We start from the raw sequence: 25,275 nt of genomic DNA on the forward strand, positions 1-25,275 counted from the left end.
CACCGGTAGCGCCGCCCCCTACTCCCGCCGCCCATTGGTCAGCTGCGGGACCAGGCCCCCGGGCCCCTGCCCCGCGTCGTCGCCGCCGTCACCGGCACCCGCGTCCGCCCCCGTGGACGTCCCCGTGCCGCCGGCGTCCGAGGCCCCGGCGTCGGTGCCCCCGGCACCACCCGCCCCGGCCCCGGCCGTCTGCGACCCGGCACCGCCGGTGGCGGAGGCCCCGCCCCCCGCGTCCGTGCCGCCGGTCGCCGCACCGCCGTTCGCGGGGGTGCCGCCCGCGTCGCCGCCCGGGGTCTCGCTCTCGCCCGTACCCCCGTCCGTGCCCGTGGTGCCGGTCGCGTCCGGGCTGCTGGGCGAGGACGGGTCGCCGCTCTCGTCGTTGCCCGGCTCGATGGTCTGTTCGGCCCCGCTCTGCAACTTCAGGTCGAAGTCCTTGACCGGCTTCCCCTTCAGGGCCGCCTTGGTGAACTGCGCCCAGATCTGCGCGGGCGCGCCACCGCCGTTGACGCGGGGCAGGCCCATCGCGCCGTACAGCGACTTGTGCGCGCCGGTGTCCGGGTCCTGGCCCATCACCGAGACGACCGTCGCGAGGTCGGGCGTGTAGCCCGCGAACCAGGCGGCCTGGTCCTCCTCCGCCGTACCCGTCTTGCCCGCCGCCGGCCGGCCCGCCTGGAGCGCGGCGGTGGCCGTACCGGTCTGGACGACGCTGCGCAGCACCTGCGTGGTGGTGTCGGCCGAGGCGCGGCTGACGACCTGCTTGGCCGCCGCGTCCGGCAGCTTGACCCGCTCCGAGCCGTCCTTGGTGATCTTCTCGACGAGCGTGTACGTGCCGTGCTTGCCGTGGTTGGCGAGCGTGGCGTACGCCTCCGTCATGTCGAGCACGCTCGCGGTGGCGGTGCCGAGCGCGATGGACGGGTACGGCTGGAGGTCGGGGGTGCCGGAGGGCAGGCCGAGGGCCACGGCCGTCTTCTTGACGGTGGACGGGCCGACGTCGACGGCCATCTGCGCGTACACCGAGTTCACCGACTTGTCGGTGGCCTGGCGGACGGAGATCTTGCCGTACGAGACGTTGTCCTCGTTCTCCGGCGCGTACGCCCCGCCGCTCCAGCCCTGCACGGACCGCTTGTTCGTGCCGTCGTACACCGTGTTGGGGGTGATGGCGGCGCCGCTCTGGGTGTGCGAGTCGTTCTCCACGGCCGAGGTGAACACGAACGGCTTGAAGGTGGAGCCGACCTGGTAGTCCCGGCGGGTGGCGTTGTTGTAGTACTGCTTCGTGTAGTCGATGCCGCCGTACATCGCGAGGACCTTGCCGCTGGCGGGGTCGATGGCGACGCCGCCGGCCCGGACGTACGTGTCGACCTTGCGGTTCTTCTTGTCGAGCTTGGCGGTCACCTGGTCGTTGACGGCCTTGATGAACGCGTTCTGCTTGGACTTCTGGAGGGTCGTGGTGATGCGGTAGCCGCCGGCGGAAAGGGTGTCCTCGTCGATGATGTCGTTCTCGGTGAGGTAGTCGTTGACGGCCTTGACGAGGTAGCCGCGCTGTCCGGACATGCCGGCGGCGATCACGGTCTGCTTCGGCTGCGGGAACTTCGCCGCGGCCCGCTCGGACTTGCTGAGCCAGCCCTTGTCGACCATGCCGTCCAGGACGTAGCCCCAGCGGGCCTTGGCGGCGGCCTTGTTCTCGGGGTGCGCGACGACGTCGTACTCGCTCGGCGCGTTGAGGAGGGCGGCGAGGTAGGCGCCCTGCTCGGCGCTGAGGTCCTTGGCGTCGATGCCGTAGTAGGCCTGGGCGGCGGCCTGGAGGCCGTAGGCGTTGCGGCCGAAGAAGCTCGTGTTGAGGTAGCCCTCGAGGATCTCGTCCTTGCTCTTCTCCCGGTCCAGCTTGATCGAGATGAAGAACTCCTTGGCCTTGCGGGTGACCGTCTGCTCCTGCGCCAGGTAGTAGTTCTTGACGTACTGCTGGGTGATCGTGGAGCCGGACTGCTTGCCCTTGCCGGTGGCGGTGTTCCAGCCGGCGCGGATCATCGCCTTGGGGTCGATCGCGGCCTCGGTGTAGAAGTCGCGGTCCTCGGCGGCGAGGGCGGCGTGCTGGGCGTCCTTGGAGATCTGGGAGAGGGTGACGTTCTCGCGGTTGACCTTGCCGTCGCGGGCGAGCTGGCTGCCGTCGGCGTAGAGGTAGACGTTGCTCTGCTTGACGGCGGCGGTGTTGGCGGCGGGGATCTCGACCACGTGGTAGCCGTAGAAGAACGCGCCCACCACGGCGATGCAGAGGAAGAGGAACGTCCCGAGGACCATGCGCCAGGTGGGCAGCAGACGCCGCCATCCGGTGCGTTTCGCCTTGCGGGCGGCTTTCCTGGCGGCGCGGCGTTCCTTGCGAGTGGTGGGGGGTGCGGTGGTGGCGCTGCCGTCGGAGAAGGAGGTGGCGAGGGCGCCGTCGTCGCCGTCGGCGGGGTTCGGGCGCTTTCCGGCGCCGCCCCCTCGGGGGCTGCCGGGTCCGGTGCCTGCGCCGCCGCCGGGGCCGCCGGGGCCGCCACCGTGACCGGCGCCGGCTCCGGCCGAGACGGCGCGGAGCTGCATGGTCTCGCCGGCGGGCGCGGCCGCGGCTGCGGAGCCGGTCGCGGCCGCGGCGCCGAGTGTGGGGGCACCGGGGCGACGGCGCCGGGTGCCGGGCCGGCCGCCGGTCTTGCCCGACGGGGACCCGTCGGACGAGGGTCCGGCGGGGGCGCCGGGCCAGTCGTCGGAGGCGGACGACGTGCCGTCGGCGCCGCTGGCGGCGTCGATGGCACGGAGCTGCATGGTCTCGCCGGCGGGCGGGGTGTCGGACCGCTTTCCGCGACGGGCGGTGCGGTCGGACGACGCCCCGCCGTCACGGGACTCGGTGCTTGCCGCTTTTCGGCTGGAAATCGATTCCCGGGAGCCCTGCGGTGCGTTCGTCGCGGGGCGCCGGGCGGTGTCCCCGGCCCGCGCCGGGCCGCCGGAGCGGGGGCGCTCGGTTCCGCGTACGCCGGGGGCGTCGGCGGCCGTGCCCGGGCTCGGAGGCTTCGGGGCGTCGGCCCCGGGACGGGTGCCCGAGGCCTTCGGGCCGGCGGCCTTCGCGGCGGAGCCGCCGCGGGCGGCCGTACCCGCACCGGGGGCCCTGTCGGGGCCCGGAGCCTTCGGGCTGCCGGTTCCCGGACGGGCGCCCCGAGTGCCGGGGCCGCCGCCGGATGCCTTGCCGGCGCCTGCGGCGGGGCCGGAGCCGGTACGGGGAGCCGCGCCGGAGTCGGCGGCCGCGCCCTTGGCGGAGCCGGAAGCCGTGCGCGCGCCCGGGCCGGAGGCCGTGCCGGAGCCGCGAGCCGCGCCGGAGCCGGGCGTGGCGCTCGTGCCCTTGCCGGCACCCGCACCCGCACCCGCACTGGAGCCGGAGCCGGTACGGGGAGCCGTGCCGGAACCGGCGGCCGAGCCCTTGGCGGAGCCGGAAGCCGGGCGCGCGCCCGGGCCGGAAGCCGCGCCGGAACCGCGAGCCGCGCCGCCACCGGGCGTGGCGCCCGCCCCCTTACCGCCGCCCGCACCCGAACCGGCACGCTCGCCGGAGCCGGAGCCGGAGCCGGAGCCGGAGCCGGAGCCGGAGCCGGAGCCGGAGCCGGAGCCCGGTGCTTCCGGCTCGGTGGGCTTCGGCTGGGGCGGCCGTGGGGGCGTGGGCCGGTCGGGCCGCTGTGACGTGGGGCCCGGAGCGGGCGGCTCCGGCTTCCCGGGCGGTTCGCCCTGGGCGCTCTGCTGCCGCTGCGACTCGTCGCTCATCTGTGTGCCGGACTCCTGTTTCGCGTCGTACGTTCCCGTACGCCCTCTAACGCCTTCTGCGCCCCCACTCGGTGAAGACTTTCGCACCGGGTGTTCCGTTCCCGTCTCCGGGGGTGCGCTCCCTCACGGGGAACGTGGGCGCCGCGCGTCACCCGGGGCCGGGCTGCCGCTCCGGCCGGGAACGCGTCTGCCGAGGGAGTATCTCCAAGTATTCCGTGTCCGTGACGGGTGTGGTCACCGACACAGTCGCCGCATTGATCTTGGCACACACCCGAGGGGCCCCGCGGGCCGAGCGCCCGCATCCGGGTGGCCGGGAAACAACGGTCGGCAGACGGGGCGGGCGGCAGACGGGCGGGCGGTAGAGAGGCGGTCGGCGGACGGACGGGCGGGGAGCCGGACGGGTGGGGACGGGTGTCAGGGACATTCCCGTCCGTTCCTCGTAGGCTGCGGGCATGACCGATGAACTCCCGGAACTGCGCGCCTCCGACGCCGATCGTGAGCGGGTCGCCGAACGCCTGCGGGACGCCCTCGCGGAGGGCCGGCTCGACATGGCCGAGTTCGAGGAGCGGCTGGACGCCACCTACCGGGCCCGCACCTACGGGGAGTTGGCGCCGATCACCGTCGACCTGCCGGCGCCGGGCGGCCCGGCCGCCGCCGTCGACATGACCAAACACCCGCGCGGCGACGGCAGTTGGGACGACCGTATCGTCGGCGGCGAGGACGGCACCTCGCAGTGGGGCGTCGCCGTGATGTCCGGGTTCCAGCGCAAGGGCCGCTGGACCGCCCCCCGGCGGTTCAACTCCTTCGTCTTCTGGGGCGGCGGCGAGATCGACCTCCGCGAGGCCTACTTCGCCGACCGCGAGGTCGTCGTCAACTGCGTGGCGATCATGGGCGGCGTCAACATCGTCGTACCGCCGGGCGTCGAGGTCGTCGTCCGCGGCATCGGAGTGATGGGCGGCTTCGACCACCGCGAGGAGGGCACCCCGGCGCAGCCCGGCGCCCCGCGCGTGATCGTGACCGGTTTCGCCTTCTGGGGCGGCGTCGGCGTGGAGCGCAAGCTCACCAAGGCGGAGCGGCAGCGGGTGCGGGAGGAGCGGCGGAGGGAACGCCTGGAACGCCGGGAGGCCCGGAGGGAGCTGAGGAGGGGGGAGTAGCCCCAAGGCGGAGTAGCCCCAAGGGCGAGCAACCCCAAGGCGAAGCAGCCCCGCCCCCGGCCTCCAGGCCCCCGGCCCTCTCCCCGCCCCCCCGCGACAACTACAGCGACGCCCGTGCCGCGCCCTTCAGGAGCCCGAGGTCGAAGGCCTCGGCCATCCGCCGGTAGCCCGCGTCGCTGGGGTGCAGATGGTCCCCGGAGTCGTACGCCGGCCGCAGCCGCCGCGGCGCGGCCGGGTCGCGCAGGGCCGCGTCGAAGTCGACGTACGCGTCGTAGACCCGTCCCGCCCGCACCTCCGCGTTGACGGACTGCCGTACCGCCTCCCGCGCCGCCGAGTCGCCCCGGTGGCCGCCGAACGGCATCAGCGTCGCCCCGACCACCTTCAGCCCCCGCGCGTGCGCCTGCGCCACCAGCTGCCGCAGCCCCGCGACGATCTCCGGCGCGGTCGTCGGCTCCGGCGCGTGCAGGATGTCGTTGACGCCGAGGTCGACGACGACGGCCTTGACGTTCGTCCGGCCCAGCGCGTCCCGCGCGAACCGGTTCAGCCCGCTGGGGTTCTCGGCGGGCCGGCCGAGCCCGTCCGTCAGCACCCGGTTGCCGCTGATGCCCTCGTTGACGACGCTGTAGCGCGGCACGTCGCGCCCGGCCGAGACCGCCGTGTGCAACCGCTCGGCGAGGACGTCCGTCCAGCGCCGGTCGGCGCCCACGGTGGAGGTCAGCCCGTCGGTGAGCGAGTCGCCGAGCACGACGACCGTGCCGTCGGACTCGTTGCTCATCACGTCCAGCGCGGTGACGTAGCGCCAGTACGGCGTCTGCTCGGTGTACGCCGTCGCCGCCACGTCCTCCGTACGCTCCCCGTCGGCCGCGTACGAGATCTGCCGGGCGCGCGGGTGGTAGGTGACCGGCCCGGAGGCGGTGGGGGAGTACGTCGTGACCAGCAGGTCGGCGTCGCGCGGCACGGTGAGCCGTACGGCGTCGCTGACCGTCTGCCGGCCGGGCGGGACCACGACGGTGGGGGCGCCGGCGAAGGTGAGCCGGCGCATGGTGCCGGGCCGGGCGGCGGCGCTGTCCGCGGTGGAGGCGACGGCGAGCGTGGCGTGGGTGAGGGTGAGCGGCTGCTGGCCGTAGAGGTTGGAGAGCGTGACGCGGGCGCTCGTCCCGCCGACGGAGGTGTGCAGGACGTTGCGGACCGAGCGGCCGGCCAGGCCCGTCGTCTCGGTGCCGGGCTCGCCCCCGGCCGGGGCCGCCGACCAGGCGCCGACCCAGGTCCCGGCGGACGCGGGGGCGGCGGAGTTGTGCGGGGCGGGTCCGTCGGCGACGGTGGTCGTGGGCCGGCCGCCGTCGCGGCCGGTGCGCGTGTGGACGGCCGCCGACACGGCGACGACCACCGCGACGAGCGCGGCGAGCAGGGCACAACCGTGACGCCTGGTCATGCGGTGCGGGTCTCCTCGGGCGACGGGAGCCCGAGGCTCCGGTGGGATCACCCCATGATGCGTCATGGGCGTGCGGGACGGCCGGCGGCCCTTGACGCACACCTGTCGCCCGGACAGACAGACGCCGGGAACCGTTGGTCCGTTCCCCGAGTCGGTCAGGAAGGGACAATTGTGTGAGGGATCACCGCAGGGGTGTCACCGGACGGGTGGAAGTGGTGGAGCGGGTGGAGCGGAAAGCACAGAGGGAAGCGGCGGGCGCGCCCCCCGGCCGCGCGGGTGGTGCGACGGGCGCGCCCCCCGGCCGCGCGGGCGGTGCGGCGGGCGCGCCCCCCGGCCGGGCCATGAACGTCTTCAGCGCCGCCGACGAGGAGAAGCGGCGTGGCGTACGGCGGATGAAGGCCAACGCGATCGGGCTGCTGCTGCTCGTCGCACTGGTGTACGTCCTCACCACCTGGGCGGGACACACGGGCGCCGGCGCCTGGGCCGACTACGTGGCCGCGGCGGCGGAGGCCGGGATGGTGGGCGCGCTCGCCGACTGGTTCGCCGTCACCGCGCTCTTCCGTCACCCGCTCGGCCTGCCCATCCCGCACACCGCGATCATCCCCACCAAGAAGGACCAGCTCGGCGTCTCGCTGGGCGAGTTCGTGGGGGAGAACTTCCTCTCCGAGGACGTCGTACGGGGCCGGCTGCGCGCCGTCGGCATCGGCAGCAGGCTGGGCGCGTGGCTCGCCGTGCCCGAGCACGCCGACCGGGTCACCGCCGAGCTCGCCACGGCACTGCGCGGGGCGCTGACCGTGCTGCGCGACTCCGATGTGCAGGCGGTGGTGGGGGAGGCGATCACCCGGCGCGCGAACGCGCAGGAGATCGCGCCGGGGATGGGCAAGATGCTGGAGCGGATCGTCGCCGACGGGGGGCACCGGCGCAGCGTCGACGTGATCGTCTCGCGCGCGCACGACTGGCTCGTGCTGCACGGCGACTCCGTGATGGACGCGGTGCAGGGGGGTGCGCCCGGGTGGACGCCGCGGTTCGTGGACCGCAAGGTCGGCGAGCGCGTCTACAAGGAGCTGCTGCGCTTCGTCACCGAGATGCGGGACATGCCGGCGCATCCCGCGCGCGGCGCGCTCGACCGGTTCCTCACCGACTTCGCCTCCGACCTCCAGTCGGACACGGAGACGAGAGCGCGGGTGGAGCGGCTGAAGGGCGAGGTGCTCGGGCGGGGCGAGGTGCAGGACCTGATCGCGTCCGCGTGGACCGCCGTACGGGCGATGATCGTCTCGGCGGCGGAGGACGAGCGCAGCGAGCTGCGGCTGCGGGTACGGGCGTCGCTGCTGTCGCTGGGGGAGCGGATGGCGGGCGAGGCGAAGGTGCGGGAGAAGGTCGACGGGTGGGTGGAGGGAGCGGCGGTGTACGTCGTGACGACGTACCGCCGGGAGATCACGTCGCTGATCACGGACACGGTGGCGGGCTGGGACGCGGAGCACACGACCCGGAAGATCGAGGCCCACATCGGCCGCGACCTGCAATTCATCCGCATCAACGGCACGGTGGTGGGCTCCCTGGCCGGACTCCTCATCCACACGGCGTCCCGAGCGCTGGGGGCGTGAACCGGGGCACGCCCCTCCGACACCTCCCGTGACGTACCCGCGGCCCCTCACGTTGTCCTCCCGGAGGAGTACGCGTGGTGCTCCTTGCGCAGGGCACAAGGGAAGCGTCACCCGACGGAGAGGGAGCCATGTCCGGAGAAGAGCCGTCCGAGCCGTCCACCTCGTCACCGTCCTCGTCCTCCGTGCCCGCCACCACCGGCACCGTCACCACGTCCGTCCCCTCCCGCCTGGACCGCCTCCCCTGGTCCCGCTGGCACTGGATGATCGTGATCGGCCTGGGCACCGTATGGATCCTGGACGGTCTGGAGGTCACGATCGTCGGCAACATCGCGAGCCGGCTCTCCGAGCACGGCAGCGGCCTGGACATCACCTCCTCCCAGGTCACCGGCCTCGCCGCCGCGCTCTACGTGGCGGGCGCCTGCGTCGGCGCCCTCGTCTTCGGCTGGCTCACCGACCGCTTCGGCCGCAAGAAGCTGTTCATGGTGACGCTCGTCGTCTACCTCGCCGCCACCGCGCTCACCGCGATCTCGTTCAACCCCTGGTGGTTCTTCGTCTTCCGCTTCCTCACCGGCTTCGGCATCGGCGGCGAGTACGCCGCCATCAACAGCGCGATCGACGAGCTGATCCCCTCCAAGTACCGCGGCCGCGTGGACCTCATCATCAACGGCAGCTACTGGGTCGGCGCGATCGGCGGCGCCCTGCTCTCCATCGTCGCGCTGGACACGTCGATCTTCGCCAAGGACGTCGGCTGGCGGCTCACCTTCGCCCTCGGCGTCGTCCTCGGCCTGGTCATCCTGCTGGTGCGCCGGCATGTGCCGGAGAGCCCCCGGTGGCAGTTCATCCACGGCCGCGGCGAGGAGGCCGAGGAGCTCGTCACCGACGTGGAGCACCAGGTGGAGGCGGAGAAGGGCGAGCAACTCCCGCCCCCGCGCAGCGAGATCACCATCCACCAGCGCAAGAGCATCGGCTTCGCCACCATCGCCAGAACCGTCTTCGGCCGCTACCCCCGCCGCGCCACCCTCGGCCTCGCCCTCTTCATCGGCCAGGCGTTCCTCTACAACGCCATCACCTTCGGCTTCGGCGCCATCCTCACCACGTTCTTCGACGTCCCCTCCGGCAGCACCGGCTACTACTTCGCCGTCATCGCGGCCGGCAACTTCCTCGGCCCGCTGCTGCTCGGCAAGCTGTTCGACACGGTCGGCCGGCGCATCATGATCTCCTCGACCTACCTCCTCTCCGGCCTCCTCCTCTTCGGCACCGCCTGGCTGTTCGACAGCGGCTCGCTCAGCGCGAAGACCCTGACGGCCTGCTGGTGCGTCGTCCTGTTCTTCGCCTCCGCCGGCGCGTCCAGCGCGTATCTGACGGTCTCCGAGATCTTCCCGATGGAGACGCGGGCGATGGCGATCGCCTTCTTCTACGCCGTCGGCACGGCCGCCGGCGGCATCACCGGACCGCTCGTCTTCGCCGACCTCACCGAGTCGGGGCACGTCGGCGACACGGTCCTCGCCTTCCAGATCGGCGCGTCCCTGATGTGCGCGGCCGGGCTCGTCGCCGCGTTCCTCGCGGTCAAGGCGGAGGGCCGCTCCCTGGAGGACATCGCCACGCCCCTGTCCGCGGTGCCGTCCGACGCCGGCTGAGTATCCGTACCCGTACGGCACCGCCCACCTGAGTACCCGTACTCTGTCGGCCCCCGCGGCCCCGCGGGCACTCTCGTACGCATGACCGAGAAGCTGCTGTCCCCGCTACGGAACCGCCCCGCGCCCGAGCGCCTGCTGACCCGGCTGCTGGGGGCCGGCGTCGCCGCGGCGGCCTATCTGCTCTGCCTGCCCTGGGATCTGCGCAACCGCGCGGAGTCCCCGGGCTCGATCACGGAGACGACCCCCGTGACGGTCGCCGGGGTGGCCGCCCTGGTCGTCGTCCTGGCCGCGCTCGCCGCGTACTTCGGCCGAAGGGACGGCCTCGGCTGGACCGTGCCGGTGGTGGCGGCCCCGCCCGCCGTCCTGATGCTCGTCTCGTTCCTCACCCACCCCGAACCCGACGCCTCGGCATGGCCGCTGGCCTGGGGATTCTTCACGGTGGTCGGCGTGGTGGGCGTCCTGGTGACCGGGGCGGTGGCGCGCAGCTTTCGCCCCGAGCGACCGGAGGAGTGGCTGCTGAGCGCCCACTGACCGGAGGTCAGGCGCCCGTGGTGGACCCGGGTCGCACGATCATCAGCACGGTCACCGCGGCCCACAGCAGATTGAAGACCCCGGTGACCATCGCGAGCCGCACGGCCGCCCGCTCGCCCACGGTGCCGGTGCCGGTGCCGGTGCCGGTGCCGGTGCCGTCGCCGTCGCCGACGCCGTCGCCGAAGCCGTCGAGCCCGTCGAGGATCGCCTCCTGCCGCGGCAGCACCAGCGCACCGAGCACGCCGGCCGCGACCACCGTCAGCACGAGGGACACGATCAACCATGTGTCCCCGAGCACCCCCATGCCGCTCGCCGTGGCGATCCCGAACACGGGCACGGCCACGGCGACCACGGCGTAGACCCGGCAGATCCGATGCAGCAACCGCAGGGTGCCCACCTCACCCCCCGCCCCGGCGAGCGCACGACGGACAACGGGCGGAAACATGCTCGCGGCGACGGTGATGGGCCCAATGGCCACGATCGCCACGATCACATGCACAGCAAGCAGGAACTTGTTCACCCGCAGAAGCCAAGCGGGTGCTTGGATCATGCGACAGCGGCAGGATTGCCACACCTCAACGGATTCCGGCCGGGGCGAGGCGCCGCTTGCAAGAGGCGCGGGGCTGTGTTGTCCGCGCGGCTCCGCCGCGGTGGGCGCGATCACGCACCGTGCCCCCGTAAGGGGCGCGGGGAACTGCGCGAGATCCCCCACCCATCCGCACCCGACCACGCACCCCTGGGGTCCAAGGGGCGGAGCCCCTTGAAGGGACGGGAAGGGTAGGGGCGGCGGGGGCGAAAAACCCCACCCGCACCCCACCACTCGCCCCCACCCTTGGCGAGAACCAGACCCCCCACCCGCATCCGGCCACACCCCCCGCTACCCTCCCCCCATGCACACCCTCGCCGTCCTCGCCCTGGACCAGGTGATCCCCTTCGACCTCGCCTCCCCCCTGGAGGTCTTCACCCGCACCCGCCTCCCCTCGGGCCACCCCGCCTACCGCGTCAAGGTCTGTGCCCCCACCGCCGAGGTGAACGCCGGCGCGTTCACCCTCCGCGCCCACCACGGCCTGGAAGCCCTCGCCGACGCCGACACGATCCTGCTCCCGGGCCAGGCCGACCCCACCCTCCCCCTCCCGCCCGCCGTCCGCGAAGCGCTCCGCACCGCCGCCGCCCACGGCACCCGCATCGCCTCCTTCTGCGTCGGCGCCTTCGTCCTCGCGGCGACCGGCCTCCTCGACGGCCGTCGCGCCACCACGCACTGGGCCGCCGCCGCGGCCCTGGCCGAACGTCACCCGGCCGTCACCGTCGACCCGGACGTCCTCTACGTCGACGAGGGCCAGTTCCTCACCTCCGCCGGCGCGGCCGCCGCCCTCGACCTCTGCCTGCACATGATCCGCAAGGACTACGGCTCGGCCGTCGCCGCCGACGCCGCCCGCCTCTCCGTCATGCCGCTCGAACGCGAGGGCGGCCAGGCCCAGTTCATCGTCCACCCGCGCCCCCCGGTCCCGGCCGGGGCGACGATGGAGCCGCTGCTGACCTGGCTGGAGGAGCACGCCGACCAGGACCTCACCCTGGACGACATCGCCGCCAGGGCAGGCACCAGCACCCGTACGCTCAACCGGCGCTTCCGGGAGCAGACGGGCACGACACCGCTGCAATGGCTGCACCGGGCGCGCATCCGCCGCGCCCAGTACCTGCTGGAGAACACCACCCACCCGGTCGAACGCATCGCCCACCAGGCGGGCTTCGGCAGCCCGACGGCCTTCCGCGACCGCTTCAAACGGGTCGTCGGCACCAGCCCGTACGCCTACCGCAGGGCGTTCCGGGGCAGCACCACGCACGACCCGGCGCGGGACACACATGACGCGACGCCCCCGCCCGTCCCGGCCGGAAGCGCCGCGCACTGAAATCCGCCGAAGGCGGCCCTACCGATTCGCCGGGGGTGACCCGGCCGATCCGCCCGCCGGGGGTGGCCCGGCCGATCCGCCCGCCGGGGGCGGTCCGGCCGATCCGCCGGGGGCGGCCCCGCTCAGGCCGCCTTGCGGTCCGCCACCGCCCACGACGCCAGCGCGACCGCACCGGCGACCCCGAAGACGGCCGGCCAGGCGCCGACCTTCTTCGCCAGCGGATGCGACCCGGCGAACGCGGCGACGTAGGCGGCGCTCAACGCGCCCGCCGCCTTCCCCCCGGCCTGCCGCCGCCACTGCTCCGCGGCCGCGGCCCCCGCGACGGCGAGCACGGCCCCGCCGAGCGGCCGCTTCTTCGTCCACCGCGCCACGGCGTACCCACCGACGAGCCCACTCGCGGCAACCGCCGCGGCCGGAACCTTCACCACTACTGCCTCCCAAGTCCGTCAACTCCCCGAGGCTAACTCCCGGCCCCGACGCGCCGCCGCGCGGCCCGGGCCGTCGTCGAACAGGCAGGTGAGCGCGTGGCCATGACCCAAGTTGAGTCGTGGGTTGTCAAACTTCCTCCCGTCCGCTATATAAGAAGTCGTAGGGCATCGCACCCAGGAAGCTGAGAAAAGGAGTGACCCGTGATGCTCATGCGCACCGATCCCTTCCGTGACTTCGACCGCCTCGCGGAGCAGGTCTTCGGCACCGCAGGACGTCCCGCGGGAATGCGGATGGACGCCTACCGGACCGGTCACGACGTGATCGTCCACTTCGACCTGCCGGGCATCGACCCCGAGACCGTCGAGCTCGACATCGAACGCAACGTCCTGAGCGTCCGCGTCGAGCGCCGGTCCCCCGCGCCGAAGGACGCCGAGGTCATCGCCGCCGAGCGGCCCACCGGCACCTTCACCCGACAGCTCTTCCTCGGCGACACCCTCGACACCGAGCGCATCGACGCGTCGTACGACAGCGGCGTCCTGACGCTCCGCATCCCGATCGCCGAGCAGGCCAAGCCCCGCCGGATCCAGATCGCGGGCGGCCCGCGCAAGCAGCTCGACGCCTGAGAGCGCACCCGGCTCCCCGATGCGGGACGGGATCCCGGTCCCGTCCCGCACCGATGCCCCGGGGGCGCCGGCCCCACCCACGACCCGCCCCCACCCACGACCCGCCACGGCCCGCGGCCCGTCCCCCCGGCCGCGGGCCGTGGGCCGCCCCACATCGCGTCCGGCCGCACTCATGTCCGAGCGAAACCGGGGCACATGTGCACCGACAACCGAACACGGAGGAGAACCCGCAGCATGACCACGCCGACCACGCTGACCACCGTCCCCGCGCAGCCCGCCGCCCGTCCGGAGCCCGCCCCGTCGGCACCCGCCGGGACGACGGCGCACCGCACCTGGGAGCAACTGATCGACGCGGTACGGGAGTCCGGCCAGTACGCCACCGCGAAGGAGGCGGAGCGGATCACCCGCACCGTGCTCTCCGCGTTCGGCGGCCATGTGACCGGTGAGGAGAGGGTCGCCCTCGCCCGGAGCCTCCCCGAGCGGGCGGCCCGGCTGATCGCCGCGCAGATCCCGGTGACCCGTCCGCTGACGGCCGCCGAGTTCGTGGACTACGTCGCGGCCCGCATCGAGGGCGCGACCCCGGCCACGGCCCGCTGGGACGTCAGCTCCGTCCTGAGCGTCCTGCCGCAGGTGGCCGGCGAGGAGGTCGTCGACCGCGTCCTGGCCGGGCTCCCCTCGGGCTACGCGCTGCTGTTCGGCCGCCCCCAGCTGCTGCGGGCGGCCTGAACCAACCACCGGCCGGAGGCGTCCGTACGGGCATGTACGAGCGGACCAACCCTGCCGACGACACCGACACCGACGTAGGTGCAGACACCGACACCGGCGTAGACGCGGACGCGGACGCCCAACGGACCGGGCGGGCCGGGCCGGACGCCACCGGCTCGGCCACCCGCGCCGACACCGGCCCCGGACCCGGACCCGACTTCGCCGGCTGCGTGCTCGCGTTGGCCGCCGGCGCCACCGGCTTCTTCACCTGGCTCCACGGTGCCGGTCCCGGCGTGAGCGGCGCCTTCGAGAGCGAGCGGGATCTCAGCCTGCTCTACGTGGAACTGCCGCTGCTCCTCTTCGGCTTCCCCGTGCTCGCCCTCGCCGCCTGGGGCGCCGCCCGGGCCGTACTGCGCCGCACCGGCGGTACCGCACGGGCCGTACGGAACACCGTGCCGGTCCTGGCCGCGACGGTCACCCTCGCGCTGCTGACCTGGGCCGCCCTGCTCTGGCTCGACTCCCGGGTCGCCCCGTTCGTACACCCCCACTGGTGACGCACCGGGGGCCCGCCGCAGGGGCGTGGTACGGCCTGCTGTACCCGCACTCCGGGCCCGCGCGGGAGTGATCCGGAAGGGCGCCGCTGGTGTGCTGGAGGCATCGCACCAGCCACCCCCGAAGGGACCTCGCGGTGACCACCTCAGCCCCCCACCACAGCCCAAGCATCCACGCGGCACCGACCCGCCGTTCCCGCGAACCGGAAGGCCTCCACGGCCTCCCCGGCCTCCGCGGCAGTATCCGCCGCCGCCCCATGACCTGGTTCTTCACCCTCGCGTTCGCGCTGAGCTGGGTGGCCTGGACGCCGTACATCCTCTCCGAGAACGGCCTCGGCGTCTGGCACTACGCCTTCCCGTCCGCCCTCGGCACCACCCAGCTCCTGGGTGTCCTGCCGGGCGCCTACCTCGGCCCGATCCTGTCGGCGTTCGTCGTCACCGCCGCCGCGGACGGCCGGGCCGGACTGCGCGTCTGGCTGGGCCGGTTCGCCAAGTGGCGGATGAGCTGGCGCTGGTACGCGGCGATCATCATGGCCGTCCCCGCCGCGCTGACCGTCACCTCCGCCGCCCTCGGCGACCGGGGCCCCGTCATGCCGTCCGCCGCGATCCTGGCCGCGTACCTCCCCGGCCTGATCCTTCAGATGATCACCACCGGCCTCGCGGAGGAGCCCGGCTGGCGCGACTTCGCCACCCCGCGTCTCCAGCGCCGGCACGGTCCGCTGGTCGGCACCCTGATCCTCGGCCCGCTGTGGGGCGCCTGGCACCTGCCGCTGTTCCTGAGCGACTGGGGCGGCTGGCCGGACGTGACCTGGACCGAACCGCTGGAGTTCATGGTCACCACGCTCACCTTCAGCATCGTGCTGACCTGGGTCTTCAACCGCACCCACGAGAGCCTGCCGCTGGCGATGCTGCTGCACACCGGCGTCAACAACTACTTCTCGATCGCCTGGTCCGACATGTTCCCGCGGCTGCACTCGACGACCCACGTGTTCCTCATCGCCTCGACCGTCGTCGCGGTCGTCCTGCTGGCCGCGACCCGGGGCCGCCTGGGCTACGAGCCGGAGCGCGCGGAACCCGCCACGGCACCGCGGTCCTGACCGCCCGCACCGTCGGCACGAGCCCGCTCAGGGCCGGCACGAGGCCGCTCAGGGCCGGTACGAGCCCCACCCGCACGGCTAGTGCGAGCCGCCCCCCGCTCCACCACCGATACGAGCCCCCGCACCGCCGACCCGCACCCGCGGGTCCCCCGCCCGCAGCGTCACCGTCAGCTCGCCGGGCCGGCCCAGGTCCTCGCCCTGCCGCAGGGTGAGGACCGCGTCGTCCGGCACCAGGCCGAACTCACGTGCGTACGCCCCGAACGCGGCCGCCGCGGCCCCGGTCGCCGGGTCCTCCACGACACCGCCGACGGGGAACGGATCGCGGACGTGGAAGACGGTGGCCGACTCCCGCCACACCAACTGGACGGTGGTCAGGCCGAGTCGGTGCATCAGGCCTTCGAGGCGCGTGAAGTCGTAGTCGAGGTCGGCGAGGCGCGCCCGGGTCGCCGCCGCGAGCACGAGGTGGCGGGCACCGGCGAACGCGATACGGGGCGGGAACGCCGGGTCGAGATCACCGGCCGGCCAGTCCAGCGCGGCCAGCGCCTCGGCGAGATCGGCCCCGTCGACCTCCTCGACGTACGGCTCGACGCTGGTGAGCGTGGCCCTGACCTCGCCGTCCGCCCCGGCGGCCCGCACCTCCACCGGTACGACACCGGCGGGCGTCGTGAACACCAGCTCGCCGGGGCCGATCCGCTCGGCCAGCGCGAGGGCCGCCGCCACGGTGGCGTGCCCGCAGAACGACACCTCGGCCTTCGGACTGAAGTACCGGATGCCGTACGCCCGCTCACCCTGCCCCGAGGTCACGAACGCCGACTCCGAGTACCCGAGCCGCGCGGCGACGGCGAGCATGGCCTCGTCGTCCATCCCGGAGGCGTCGAGCACGACACCGGCGGGATTCCCACCGCCGGGATCACTGGAGAACGCGGTATACCGCAACACCTCGGGCCCCACCGCACGCGTCGTCATGCGAGCGCCAACACGGGCCCGGGCCGCGGCTATTCCTTGGCCGGCCAACCGCCGTAGGGCACGGTGATGAGCTCCATGGCGTGCCCCGCCGGATCCACGTCGCTGCCGTCGTGGTGGCGGGTGCCGCCGCTGCCGTCGTGCCGCTGAGCGCGGGCTCGGCGGCGGCCGACGCGCCGCCCGCCAACTGGGGTTACCACCTGATCGGGGGGACGAGGGACTACCGGGAGTGCGAGCAGGCCGGGCTGGAGTTCCTCGCGAACGGCGGGCAGAACTACTTCTGCTGGTACGACGCCCCGTTCTGGGACCTGTACGGCCTTGACTACAAGGACCAGGCCCCCACGCACCCGTAAGCGGCACGGTTCGGCACGGTTCGGCATGGTCCGGTTCGGCGTCCGGCGTCCGGCGTCGGACTCCGGACGCCGGGCCCCGGACGTCACCGAGGGCCGCACCCCGTATCGGGGTGCGGCCCTCTGCGCATGTGGGCCCTACTTCGTGTGGGTGGGGTAGAGCTTGACGTCGGTGTACGCGCCCTTGACGGGACCGGCGTCCGAGGGCCAGTTCAGGGTCACGGTGTGGGTCTCGTTGGGGGGCGTGACGAGGAGGTTGGTCGGGTTGGTCAGGCTGTGGCCGCTGTCGTCGATCGTGTAGGCGAGGTCGAAGATCGCGGAGTCGCCCGGCTTGAGGGTGGTGACACGCGGCTGGGCGGACGCGCGCTCGATGGGGCTGGAAGTGTGGTCGATGTCCGTGATGTCGACGCCCGCGAAGCCGGTGGCCGAGCAGGTGGTCGAACCCCGGTTCACCATCGTGATGTTGATCCTGCCCTCGGTCCCGTCGGGCGAGGCGTTCTCGGCGCTGATGGCCAGGTTCGCCGTCTTGCAGAACGCGATCTTGCCGCCGTTCGCCGTGGTCCCCGACGCGTGGTCGCCGGAGCCCGCCTTCCCGCTGCCCGCCTGCGAGCCGTTGCCGGAGTCCGAACCGCCCTGCGCCGTCGAGCCGCCGTCCGCCTTCGAGCTGCCGTTCGAGGCACCGTTCGAGGCACCGTCAGAGGTGTCGTTCGAGGTGCTGTTCGAGGAGGAGGCGGTGGACGTCGAACCGCTCGCGACGTCGTCGCCGTTGCAGGCGGTGAGCGAGAGCGTGGCGGCGAGGCCGAGGGCGGCGACAGCGGTGAGGCGGGTGTACTTCATGGTGTCCCCCTGGACGAGTGCTGAGCGGTGAGTGCGGTGAGCGCGGTGCGTGCGGTCTGAAGCATTTCTATCTCCGGGCGGGTCACAGCCCGTCCCCCACGAGGTCCTGGTCCTGTCACAGCCATCCGGGACCTCCGGGGGAAAACCCGTTGACGCCCCCGCGCCGCCTACTGCTAGCTTTCCCGCGGCCGTGCTGAAGAACGAGGAGGTGGTACCCGTGAACGTTTCGACATGGGTGCTCCCCTCCGGGGTCACGGTCGGGCGATAGGTCGTCGCCCGGGAGCGCCATACACAGGCACTCCCGAAAGGGCATGACCATGCGCTTCACCTCCGAACACCGCCTCGACGACCGTGACGGCGACGCCGACGGCGGCGCCACCGACGTCATCGAGCGCGAGTTCACCCTCGACGGCATCCCCGGCATCCTGTGGACGCCCGCCGCCGCCACCGCCTCCGCGCCGGTCCCGCTGATCCTGCTCGGCCACCCCACGCTCGGACTGAACCGGATGTACCCCCGCCTGGCGGCCCGGGCCCGGGCCGCCGCGGCGGACGGCTTCGCCTCGGCCACCATCGAACTCCCCGGCTGCGGCGAGCGGCCCCGCTGGCCCGCCGCCGAGCAGGCCCGCGCCGAGCTGCGCCGGGTCATGCAGGCCGGTGAGCCGGTCACCGACGAGATCATCGACGCGCTCATCCTTCCGCTCGTCGAGAAGGCCGTTCCGGAATGGCAGGCCCTCCTGGACGCCGCGCTGTCGCTGCCCGAGATCGGCGGCCCGGTCGGCTACTCGGGCGGAGTGATCTCCCTCGGGATCCGGCTGGCGGTGGTCGAGCCGCGCATCGTGGCCGCCGGCCTCTTCGCCGGAAGCCTCGTACCGCGCGTCATGTTCGACGAGGCGCGGCAGGTCACCATCCCGCTGCACGTCCTGCTCCAGTGGGACGACGAGGGCAACGACCGCCAGGCCTCCCTGGACCTCTTCGATGCCTTCGGCTCCAAGGAGAAGTCACTGCACGCCAACATGGGCGGCCACACGGGCGTCCCGCAGTTCGCGGGGGAGGGGGCGGCCCACTTCTTCACCCGCCACCTGAAGTAAGCCAAGGACCCGGCCCCCGGCCCCGTCCCCGCCAGGGACGGGACTGGGGGCCGGGGTCCGTCTCAGATGCCCACGTAGTTCTCCGCGAAGTGGTCCTGGTGGCTGCGCCGGTCCCGCAGGCTCAGCAGCCGCGCACGCTGCAACCGGCGCAGGAAGACGGCATCCTCGCCGTCACCCGCCGGACCGTGCAGGAGGTCGATCATCCAGTGCGAGAACTCCTGTGCGTGCCAGATGCGCGGCAGACACGCATCGGAGTACCCGACGAGCCCGCGCTCGTCGTCCCTCGTCAGCGCGTCGGTCAGGGCCGCGGCCAGCGTCCGCGCGGTCATGATGGCGAGGTTGGCCCCCTTGGCGGCCGACGGGCTGATCAGGCCGGCGGCGTCACCCGCCAGGAACAGCCGCCCGTACTGCATGGGGACGCTGACCGCCGAACTCAGGTCCACGGTCGTCCGTTCCAGGATCGGCCCCTCGTGCAGCGGACCGTACTCCTCGGTGCGCATCCTGGTCCCCAGCTCGTCCCAGATCCGCGCGTCGCTCCAGTCCCCGGGGTCCTCCCCGCGGGGCACCTGGAGGTAGAACCGGGTGACCGTGGCGGTGCGCGCCATGTGGCCCGCGAACCCGCGGTCGTGCACCGCGTAGGTCACCGCTTCCATGCTCGGCGGCGCCTGCGCCAGCAGCGCCAGCCACGTCACGCCGTGATAGCGGCGGAAGGACTGGGCCGCCCCGTCCGGCAACGCCCGCAGCGCGGCCCCGCGCTGGCCGTCGCACCCGGCCACGTACGCGCCGGAGAGGCGGTACGTGTCACCGTCGGGGCCCAGGCAGTCGACCGACGGGCTGTCGCCGTCGAGGCCGTCCATCCCGGTGACCGTCGTGCCGAACCGGATGTCCCCGCCCCGGTCCAGGAACTCGGCGATCAGATCGGTCACCAGGAACTGCTGCGGGTACACGGTGTGGACCTCCCGCTGCCCCAGCTCGCCGTAGTTCAGCTCGAACTGCCCGTGCTCGCCGCGGAACGCGCAGGTCCCGTGGGACTGCCCCTTCGCGAGGAGCCCGCCGGCCAGCCCGTGCTCGTCGAGGACGCGGACGCTGGCCGGTGCGAGGAACCCCGCCCGGCCGCGCTGCTCCACGTGGACGCGGGCCTGCCGCTCCACGATCACGCAGCCGATGTCCGCGGCCCGCAGCACGTTCCCGAGCACCAGGCCGGCGGGCCCGGCTCCGACGATCACTACCTGAGTCCGCTCGGCTAACTGGGACAACGGCACCGTCAACTCCCCCGTACGTCAAAGGTCATACCAATCGTTGCCACCGTAGCCGCGGTGCCGTGAGGGTCAGGTAAGTGCCGTCCGGACCAACCGGTGCAGCGCGTCGACGGCGGACGGCGCGAGCGTGTCCGGGTGGCCGGTGCCGTGCAGCAGATGGTCCACCGCCGGCAGCGTCACCCGGCCCGGCCCGCGGGCATGCGCGTGACGCAGGGCGGCCGTCAGCGCGTCCGTCGTGGCACAGGGAACCTGGACGTCGTTCGTGCCGCACGTCAGCAGCACCCTGGTGCCCGGCCGGAGTGCGGCGGCGGCATCCGGCGGGTGGACGGCGTCGTCGCTCGCCACGAACCGGGCGTTGACGCCCTGGAACGCCTCGAAGAGCTGGGCGATCGCGGGGGGCAGGCCGGTGGTGTCGACGGGACGGTGTGCGCGCAGGGAGGTGACGGCGGCGTCGATGGCCGCGTCGATCGTGCGCTGCTGCTCCGGGGTCACCTGTCCCTGCCGGGCCGCTTCGGCGACCTGGGCCTCGAGCTGGAGCGCGACCAGGTCCAGCAGCCGGATGGCCTGCGGTTGCAGCAGTGCCAGGCCGGCGGGGCGCGGGCGGACGGTGCCGCCGAGCAGCAGTCCCGTCATCGCGCCCTCGCTGTGCCCGACCACCAGCAGCGCGTGCGGGTCGGTCTCCGGCTGGTCGCGCAACACCTCGTAGGCGGCCCGTGCCTGGCGGACGAACGCCGGGTAGTCGAGTGTCTCCGGGTGGTCCCGGTAGGCGCCGAGGCCGGTGCGTCCGGTGCCGTACTTGTCGAACCGCAGCGTGGCGACTCCGTCCCCGTCGAGCGCGTCGGCCAACCGCGCCAGGGTGTCCGGTGAGGACGCGGGCGGCTGGTTGCCGTCGCGGTCGGTGGGCCCGCTGCCGGGCAGCAGCAGTGCCGCACGCAGCCGTTGCCCGGCACGGTGCCGGGGAACACGCAGGGTGCCGTACACGGTCGTGCCGTCGGCCGTGAAGACGACCTCGCGGTCGGCGGCGGGCACGGACCGGGGCGCCGCCTCCGCCGGGACGGCGGGGGCGAGGACGGCGGTCAGTGCCAGCGCGGCCGTCACCACGTGGCGGAGCACCGGCCCACGCGCCTTCACGCGAGGGCGCTCTCGACCAGGGCGACGGCCGCGCGGGGGTCGTCGACCTGGAGCACGAGGCGCGCGTACCGCTCGTCCGCGAGTTCGACCACGATGGCCTTCGACGGGTCTCTGACGTCCCAGAAGACCTTCTCCCCGTCCTGATGGAACGTCCCGGCGGTGATCACCCCGGGCAGGTGGGAGCCCGGCGCGCGGAGCCCCTTGGGCTCGGTGGCGATACCGGGGTCGGCGGTCGCCCCGCGGACGTTGGCCAGCGGGATGGTCAGACTGCTCTTGAAGGACCACAGCTTGTCGAGACCCTCGATCATGACGATCAGGTCGTCGCCGTCGATGCGTATCAGTGCCATGTCGGTTTCCCTCTCAGGGGAGTGGGTCGAGGTGCCGGGCCAGCGCGGTGACGGCGCTGTCGGGGCTGCCGCGCAGGAGGATGCCCAGCGCGGCGGCGGTGAGGGCGGCGGCCAGGTCGGCGGGGACACCGAGGGCGTCGGCGATCGCCCGGTCGACGGCGGCCAGCGCGGCCGTCACCTCGGCGGCGACCTCCTCGTCGACCGGCGCGCGTTCGACCGTCGCGAGCAGCAGCAGACGGAGGTCGGCCGACGTGACGAGCCGCAGCGCGCCCGCGGCGTCCGACGCACCGGCGAGGGCGTCGACCAACGGCCGTACATCGTCGGCGAGATGGCGCCGCAACGCGATCAGATAGAGGCCGCGCTTGCTGCCGAACGTCTTGTAGAGGCTGTTGCGGTGTACGCCGAGATGGGTGACGAGGTCGTCGACGGACACACCGTCATACGCGCGTCCACCGAACAAGCTCACGGCGGCGCGCACCGCCTCGTCCTCGTCGAAAGCTCTTGGCCTGCCCATGACCGCAACGGTAGACGGTTGAGGAACGATCAGTCAAGAACGACCGTTCCTTAATCGCGGCCCCTCCGCCGGGAACGACCACCGCACCGGCTGGAGCCCTCCCAGGGCCAACTCCGTTGTAGGTCGCGGACCCCCGGCCGTAGGGTCCCCCCATGTCCCTACGTCTCCGTATGCGCCAGGCCCTCCCCGAAGCGATGCGCGCCCGCGACAAGGCCGCGGTGAGCGCCCTGCGGTCGACACTCGCCGCGCTGGACAACGCGGAAGCGGTCCCCGTGGACGCGACCGGCACCCACGGCCCGGCCATCGAACAGTCCCCGGTCGGCGCCGGCGCCACCGAGGCACCCCGCCGCGAACTGAGCGAGCATGAGACGGCGGCCGTCGTCCGCGCCGAGGCCGACGAGCGCCTCGAAGCCGCCGCCCAACTCACGTCCCCCACCCACGCCGACCGAGCAACCCGCCTCCGCACGGAGGCGGCGATACTGCTCCGCCTCCTGGAAGAACAGGACGCCACCGCAGCGCCCCGCTGACCACGGCGACGCGCCCCGCATCAGCTCGCTAGCCCTTGTCGAGGCCGAGCAACGCCGCGGTGGCCTCCCACAGCTGCGGTCCGACGGGAGGCGCCTTGATCGTGCTCGGCTTGCCCTTCTCGTAGTACGCACCGGACACGACGCCGTCCCCGGACGTGGGGGCGATGAACCGCAGCAGCTGCTCTGCCGCCTTCCGCGGGGACTGGAAGAACAGCCGAGGCACAGGCGTCCGGAACAGCACGCCCACGGAACTCCGGCTGGTCCGGGCGAAGTTCGACGAGACACCGCCGGGATGAAAGGCCACCGCGGACAGCCCCTGCTCGTGGTAACGGTCGTGCAGCTCGCGGGTGAAGAGGACGAGTTCCAGCTTGGCGTTGCCGTAGGCGCGCACGGGTGAGTAGTTCCGCGCGTTGTCGAGGTCGTCCAGATCGACGCGTGCCGACAGCCGTGCCGCGTTGCTCGAGGTCTGCACGACGAGGGCCCGGGAGGCCAGCAGGGTGTCCAGCAGCAGGTTGGTCAGCAGGAACGGCGCGAGATAGTTGACCTGGAACGTCTCCTCGAAACCGTCCGCCGTGACATGACGGTCCCCGAGGATCGCCCCGGCGTTGTTGACCAGTACGTCGATGCGCGGGCAGTGTTCGGCGAGCTGTTCCGCCAAGGTGCGCACCTGCCGCAAGTCGGCGAAGTCGGCGACGAAACACCGCACGCCGAGCTCCTCCGCGACCGCCTCGGTCTTGGCCGCGGACCTCCCCACGACCACAACATGGTGCCCATCACCCACCAGCCGGCGCGCCGCGGCGGCACCGGTCCCGTCGCTCGCACCAGTGATGACAACGGTCTTCGCCAAGACAGGTCCCCTTCGAACCGGCTGCCGTACTGGCGCCGAATGCTGTACCGGCGCCACGAAGCAGTGTGAGCCACGAATCGGCACCACTGACCCGAACGAGCCTGCCGCCCACGCCTGTTGCCGCCGGGGGCGGACGACCCCCGCACAGAGGGACGACCTCGCACACACCCTGGTTGACGGTCCCACCGACGCGGCGCGGGAACGCGTCCGGCCGCTCCCAGCCGGCGCGGAGAGACACCGTGGAACCTCCAGCAGCCGGCCCCCCAACGACCGGCCCCCGGCGACGGCGAGCGCCGCGGGCACCGCGTCCCCCGCCGCCCCGCTTGAGGGTCGCACGGCCATACGGCTCCCCGCGGTGGAGGGGTGAGAGTCAAGAGTGCAGCGCAGCGAAATCGGCGCAGCCGACGCCCGAAGGGCGCTCTTGACACTCACCCCGCAACCGCCACCCTGCGAACACCGGGCGGCCCCGGCGCCTTGCAACCGGGCGGTCAGGGCAGGGCGTCGGCAGTGGTGCCGACCTGACGGTCATCGGCGGTGGGAACGACGAGAGGGCCGACGGGGCTGACGGGCCCAACGACGGGGCCCGAGACCCGGGAGGGCCCCGCCGGGGTCCCGGCCTCAGACGCTGATGACGCCGTCGTCCGGAGTCACCGCGATGATCATGACTGGCGGAGGCGGAGGCGGAGGCGGAGGCGGAGGCGGAGGCGCGGGCGAGGGCGCGTAAGCCACGGCCGGCCCTGGCACCTCACCCCTGGGTTCCATCCTCGCTTGCGCGGTGTCCTACAGGACTGCTCACGGGGCCGGCCAACCCCGACGCACCGCGTCCGTGAAGGCGAGCCACGCCGGGAACCGCACAGCGCCGACGAGGCCGTCGCCGGTTTTTGTGTCTCGCAGAAGCACGTGCTCGCCGGAGCGGGCGCACTCGACGCACTCGCCCCCCGCGCCGTTGCTGTAGGACGACTTGACCCATGCGAGGCCGGACTCGGTGGCATCCGGGGTGCCATTCACTGGGCGTACTCCTTCACAACGTTCCTGATCAACTGAACCGTTCGTCGCGGGCTCAGGGCCGCCGCCCTCAACTCGTCGAAGGCCCGGGTGTACTGGCGTACGTGGGGTTCCCCCTCCAGGTACATCGCGTCCGTGATGCCGTCCCGGTACACGATGTCCGGATCCTCGGGATCGGGGAAGCCCAGCATGGTGAACGAGCCGGTCGTCGGGCAGGTGCCCGCGTCGAAGGGAAGGATCTGCAACGTCACGTTCGGCTGTTCCACCACCTCCAGCACACGTTCGAGCTGGTTCCGCATCAACTCCCGGTCGCCGACGATCCTGCGCACGGCTCCCTCGTTCACGATGAACCAGGAGTCGGGGGCCTCCGGACCGCTGAGCATCGCCTGACGCTCCAGCCGTACCCGTACGGCACGGTCGATGTCCTCGGGAGACATGTACGAGCCGGAGGTGTGGAGTTCGCGGACGTACGCCTCGGCCTGCACGAGTCCGGGCAGTACCTCGCACTGGTACTGGCGGAGTGTCGACGCGTCCTGTTCCAGACCGATGTAGATGGAGAACCACTCGGGCACCCCGGACCCGTGGACCTGCCACCACCCGCGCGTCTTGGCCTGCCTGGCCAACGACTTGAGGAACTCGCGCAGTTCGTCGGTGGTGTCGTAGAAGCGGCACAGCGCATCGACGTCGGAGGGCTGGACCCGCCCGCTGCCGGTCTCCATGCGATTGACCTTGGAACCGCTCCAGTCCAGGGCCGCACCCACCTGCGCGCACGTCAACGAGTTGCTCTCCCGGAGCTTCTTCAGCTCGATGGAGAGGCGACGGCGGCGTGCCGTCGGTGATCCGGCCATCTGTCTGGACCCCTTCGTGTCGAACAGCGATCAGTCTCCGCGCCGAGAGGCCCGTCCGCCAATCACTCGATGGTGGGATTCTCTTCGTGCACATTGCACGAGAGGATGT

The 25,275-nt window shown here is 73.0% G+C and carries 25 protein-coding genes; 12 read left to right on the plus strand and 13 right to left on the minus strand.

Going from position 1 to position 25,275, the window contains the following annotated elements; genetic code table 11:
* Nucleotides 1-18: 18 nt before the first annotated feature.
* Nucleotides 19-2,295: a transglycosylase domain-containing protein gene (locus IO29_RS08970; protein ID WP_051707730.1), complete on the minus strand. Its 2,277-nt coding sequence runs from the start codon at nt 2,293-2,295 to the stop codon at nt 19-21.
* A 1,937-nt stretch (nt 2,296-4,232) separates the two neighbouring features.
* Here IO29_RS08970 and IO29_RS08975 point away from each other — a divergent pair.
* A complete protein-coding gene (locus IO29_RS08975; protein WP_030381825.1) occupies nt 4,233-4,934 on the plus strand; it encodes a DUF1707 SHOCT-like domain-containing protein in 702 nt (233 codons plus the stop codon).
* A gap of 100 nt (nt 4,935-5,034) precedes the next feature.
* On the opposite strand, the gene IO29_RS08980 is transcribed toward IO29_RS08975, so the two are convergent.
* Complete coding sequence (locus IO29_RS08980) at nt 5,035-6,366, minus strand: SGNH/GDSL hydrolase family protein (RefSeq protein WP_030381824.1); 1,332 nt, start codon at nt 6,364-6,366, stop codon at nt 5,035-5,037.
* A 341-nt stretch (nt 6,367-6,707) separates the two neighbouring features.
* Between IO29_RS08980 and IO29_RS08985 the strand changes: the two genes are divergently transcribed.
* The 3 genes from IO29_RS08985 to IO29_RS08995 all read left to right on the plus strand — a co-directional run bounded on the left by IO29_RS08985 (nt 6,708) and on the right by IO29_RS08995 (nt 10,138).
* The gene (locus IO29_RS08985) at nt 6,708-7,970 is read left to right on the plus strand and encodes a DUF445 domain-containing protein (RefSeq protein ID WP_030381823.1); all 1,263 of its coding nucleotides are present in this window, start codon (nt 6,708-6,710) and stop codon (nt 7,968-7,970) included.
* 128 nt (nt 7,971-8,098) lie between these two features.
* On the plus strand, nt 8,099-9,607 hold the full coding sequence (locus IO29_RS08990) for an MFS transporter (RefSeq protein WP_030381822.1): 1,509 nt from the start codon (nt 8,099-8,101) through the stop codon (nt 9,605-9,607).
* 81 nt (nt 9,608-9,688) lie between these two features.
* Nucleotides 9,689-10,138: a hypothetical protein gene (locus tag IO29_RS08995; RefSeq protein WP_030381821.1), complete on the plus strand. Its 450-nt coding sequence runs from the start codon at nt 9,689-9,691 to the stop codon at nt 10,136-10,138.
* Between the two features lie 7 nt (nt 10,139-10,145).
* Here the strand turns inward: IO29_RS08995 and IO29_RS09000 are convergent, their stop codons facing one another.
* A complete protein-coding gene (locus IO29_RS09000) occupies nt 10,146-10,658 on the minus strand; it encodes a hypothetical protein (protein ID WP_030381820.1) in 513 nt (170 codons plus the stop codon).
* Nucleotides 10,659-11,028: 370 nt separating this feature from the next.
* Here IO29_RS09000 and IO29_RS09005 point away from each other — a divergent pair, with 370 nt between their 5' ends.
* On the plus strand, nt 11,029-12,045 hold the full coding sequence (locus tag IO29_RS09005) for a GlxA family transcriptional regulator (protein WP_030381819.1): 1,017 nt from the start codon (nt 11,029-11,031) through the stop codon (nt 12,043-12,045).
* A 122-nt stretch (nt 12,046-12,167) separates the two neighbouring features.
* On the opposite strand, the gene IO29_RS09010 is transcribed toward IO29_RS09005, so the two are convergent.
* A complete protein-coding gene (locus IO29_RS09010; RefSeq protein WP_030381818.1) occupies nt 12,168-12,473 on the minus strand; it encodes a hypothetical protein in 306 nt (101 codons plus the stop codon).
* 204 nt (nt 12,474-12,677) lie between these two features.
* Here IO29_RS09010 and IO29_RS09015 point away from each other — a divergent pair, with 204 nt between their 5' ends.
* The 4 genes from IO29_RS09015 (at nt 12,678) to IO29_RS09030 (ending at nt 15,450) form a co-directional block, all read left to right on the plus strand.
* Nucleotides 12,678-13,097 (plus strand): Hsp20/alpha crystallin family protein, encoded by a 420-nt coding sequence (locus IO29_RS09015; RefSeq protein ID WP_030381817.1) that lies wholly within the window; start codon nt 12,678-12,680, stop codon nt 13,095-13,097.
* A gap of 234 nt (nt 13,098-13,331) precedes the next feature.
* Complete coding sequence (locus IO29_RS09020) at nt 13,332-13,823, plus strand: DUF2267 domain-containing protein (RefSeq protein ID WP_030381816.1); 492 nt, start codon at nt 13,332-13,334, stop codon at nt 13,821-13,823.
* Nucleotides 13,824-13,855: 32 nt separating this feature from the next.
* Entirely contained in the window at nt 13,856-14,356 is a 501-nt protein-coding gene (locus tag IO29_RS39330) for a hypothetical protein (protein WP_033225916.1), read from the plus strand.
* 254 nt (nt 14,357-14,610) lie between these two features.
* Nucleotides 14,611-15,450, plus strand: coding sequence for a CPBP family intramembrane glutamic endopeptidase (locus IO29_RS09030; protein ID WP_033225911.1), 840 nt, complete (start codon nt 14,611-14,613; stop codon nt 15,448-15,450).
* A gap of 78 nt (nt 15,451-15,528) precedes the next feature.
* Here IO29_RS09030 and IO29_RS09035 read toward each other — a convergent pair whose 3' ends face one another.
* Nucleotides 15,529-16,416, minus strand: a complete 888-nt coding sequence (locus IO29_RS09035) for a PhzF family phenazine biosynthesis isomerase (protein WP_030381813.1) — start codon at nt 16,414-16,416, stop codon at nt 15,529-15,531.
* Nucleotides 16,417-16,496: 80 nt separating this feature from the next.
* Between IO29_RS09035 and IO29_RS09040 the strand changes: the two genes are divergently transcribed.
* Complete coding sequence (locus IO29_RS09040) at nt 16,497-16,766, plus strand: hypothetical protein (protein ID WP_030381812.1); 270 nt, start codon at nt 16,497-16,499, stop codon at nt 16,764-16,766.
* 135 nt (nt 16,767-16,901) lie between these two features.
* On the opposite strand, the gene IO29_RS09045 is transcribed toward IO29_RS09040, so the two are convergent.
* Entirely contained in the window at nt 16,902-17,600 is a 699-nt protein-coding gene (locus IO29_RS09045) for a DUF4232 domain-containing protein (RefSeq protein WP_030381811.1), read from the minus strand.
* Nucleotides 17,601-17,917: 317 nt separating this feature from the next.
* Between IO29_RS09045 and IO29_RS09050 the strand changes: the two genes are divergently transcribed.
* The gene (locus tag IO29_RS09050; protein WP_030381810.1) at nt 17,918-18,688 is read left to right on the plus strand and encodes a hypothetical protein; all 771 of its coding nucleotides are present in this window, start codon (nt 17,918-17,920) and stop codon (nt 18,686-18,688) included.
* Between the two features lie 62 nt (nt 18,689-18,750).
* Here the strand turns inward: IO29_RS09050 and IO29_RS09055 are convergent, their stop codons facing one another.
* From IO29_RS09055 to IO29_RS09070, 4 genes are all read right to left on the minus strand, one after another.
* Complete coding sequence (locus IO29_RS09055; RefSeq protein ID WP_234307621.1) at nt 18,751-19,914, minus strand: 4-hydroxybenzoate 3-monooxygenase; 1,164 nt, start codon at nt 19,912-19,914, stop codon at nt 18,751-18,753.
* A 102-nt stretch (nt 19,915-20,016) separates the two neighbouring features.
* On the minus strand, nt 20,017-21,060 hold the full coding sequence (locus IO29_RS09060; protein ID WP_030381808.1) for an alpha/beta hydrolase: 1,044 nt from the start codon (nt 21,058-21,060) through the stop codon (nt 20,017-20,019).
* A gap of 14 nt (nt 21,061-21,074) precedes the next feature.
* The gene (locus IO29_RS09065; RefSeq protein ID WP_030381807.1) at nt 21,075-21,425 is read right to left on the minus strand and encodes a hypothetical protein; all 351 of its coding nucleotides are present in this window, start codon (nt 21,423-21,425) and stop codon (nt 21,075-21,077) included.
* Between the two features lie 13 nt (nt 21,426-21,438).
* A complete protein-coding gene (locus IO29_RS09070) occupies nt 21,439-21,939 on the minus strand; it encodes a TetR/AcrR family transcriptional regulator (RefSeq protein ID WP_030381806.1) in 501 nt (166 codons plus the stop codon).
* A 194-nt stretch (nt 21,940-22,133) separates the two neighbouring features.
* On the opposite strand from IO29_RS09070, the gene IO29_RS09075 reads away from it, so the two are divergent.
* Nucleotides 22,134-22,466 (plus strand): GatB/YqeY domain-containing protein, encoded by a 333-nt coding sequence (locus IO29_RS09075; protein WP_033225938.1) that lies wholly within the window; start codon nt 22,134-22,136, stop codon nt 22,464-22,466.
* Nucleotides 22,467-22,494: 28 nt separating this feature from the next.
* Here IO29_RS09075 and IO29_RS09080 read toward each other — a convergent pair whose 3' ends face one another.
* From IO29_RS09080 to IO29_RS09090, 3 genes are all read right to left on the minus strand, one after another.
* Nucleotides 22,495-23,313, minus strand: coding sequence for an SDR family NAD(P)-dependent oxidoreductase (locus IO29_RS09080; protein ID WP_030381804.1), 819 nt, complete (start codon nt 23,311-23,313; stop codon nt 22,495-22,497).
* 792 nt (nt 23,314-24,105) lie between these two features.
* Complete coding sequence (locus IO29_RS09085) at nt 24,106-24,321, minus strand: DUF397 domain-containing protein (RefSeq protein ID WP_033225905.1); 216 nt, start codon at nt 24,319-24,321, stop codon at nt 24,106-24,108.
* Nucleotides 24,318-25,166 carry a helix-turn-helix domain-containing protein gene (locus tag IO29_RS09090; RefSeq protein WP_030381803.1) on the minus strand — a complete coding sequence of 283 codons (849 nt, stop codon included), beginning with the start codon at nt 25,164-25,166 and terminating at the stop codon, nt 24,318-24,320. The genes IO29_RS09085 and IO29_RS09090 overlap by 4 nt, the downstream gene beginning before the upstream one ends.
* Between the last annotated feature and the right edge of the window lie 109 nt (nt 25,167-25,275).

The sequence above is a fragment of the Streptomyces sp. NRRL F-6676 genome (genome assembly GCF_000725625.1).
Lineage (GTDB): Bacteria > Actinomycetota > Actinomycetes > Streptomycetales > Streptomycetaceae > Streptomyces.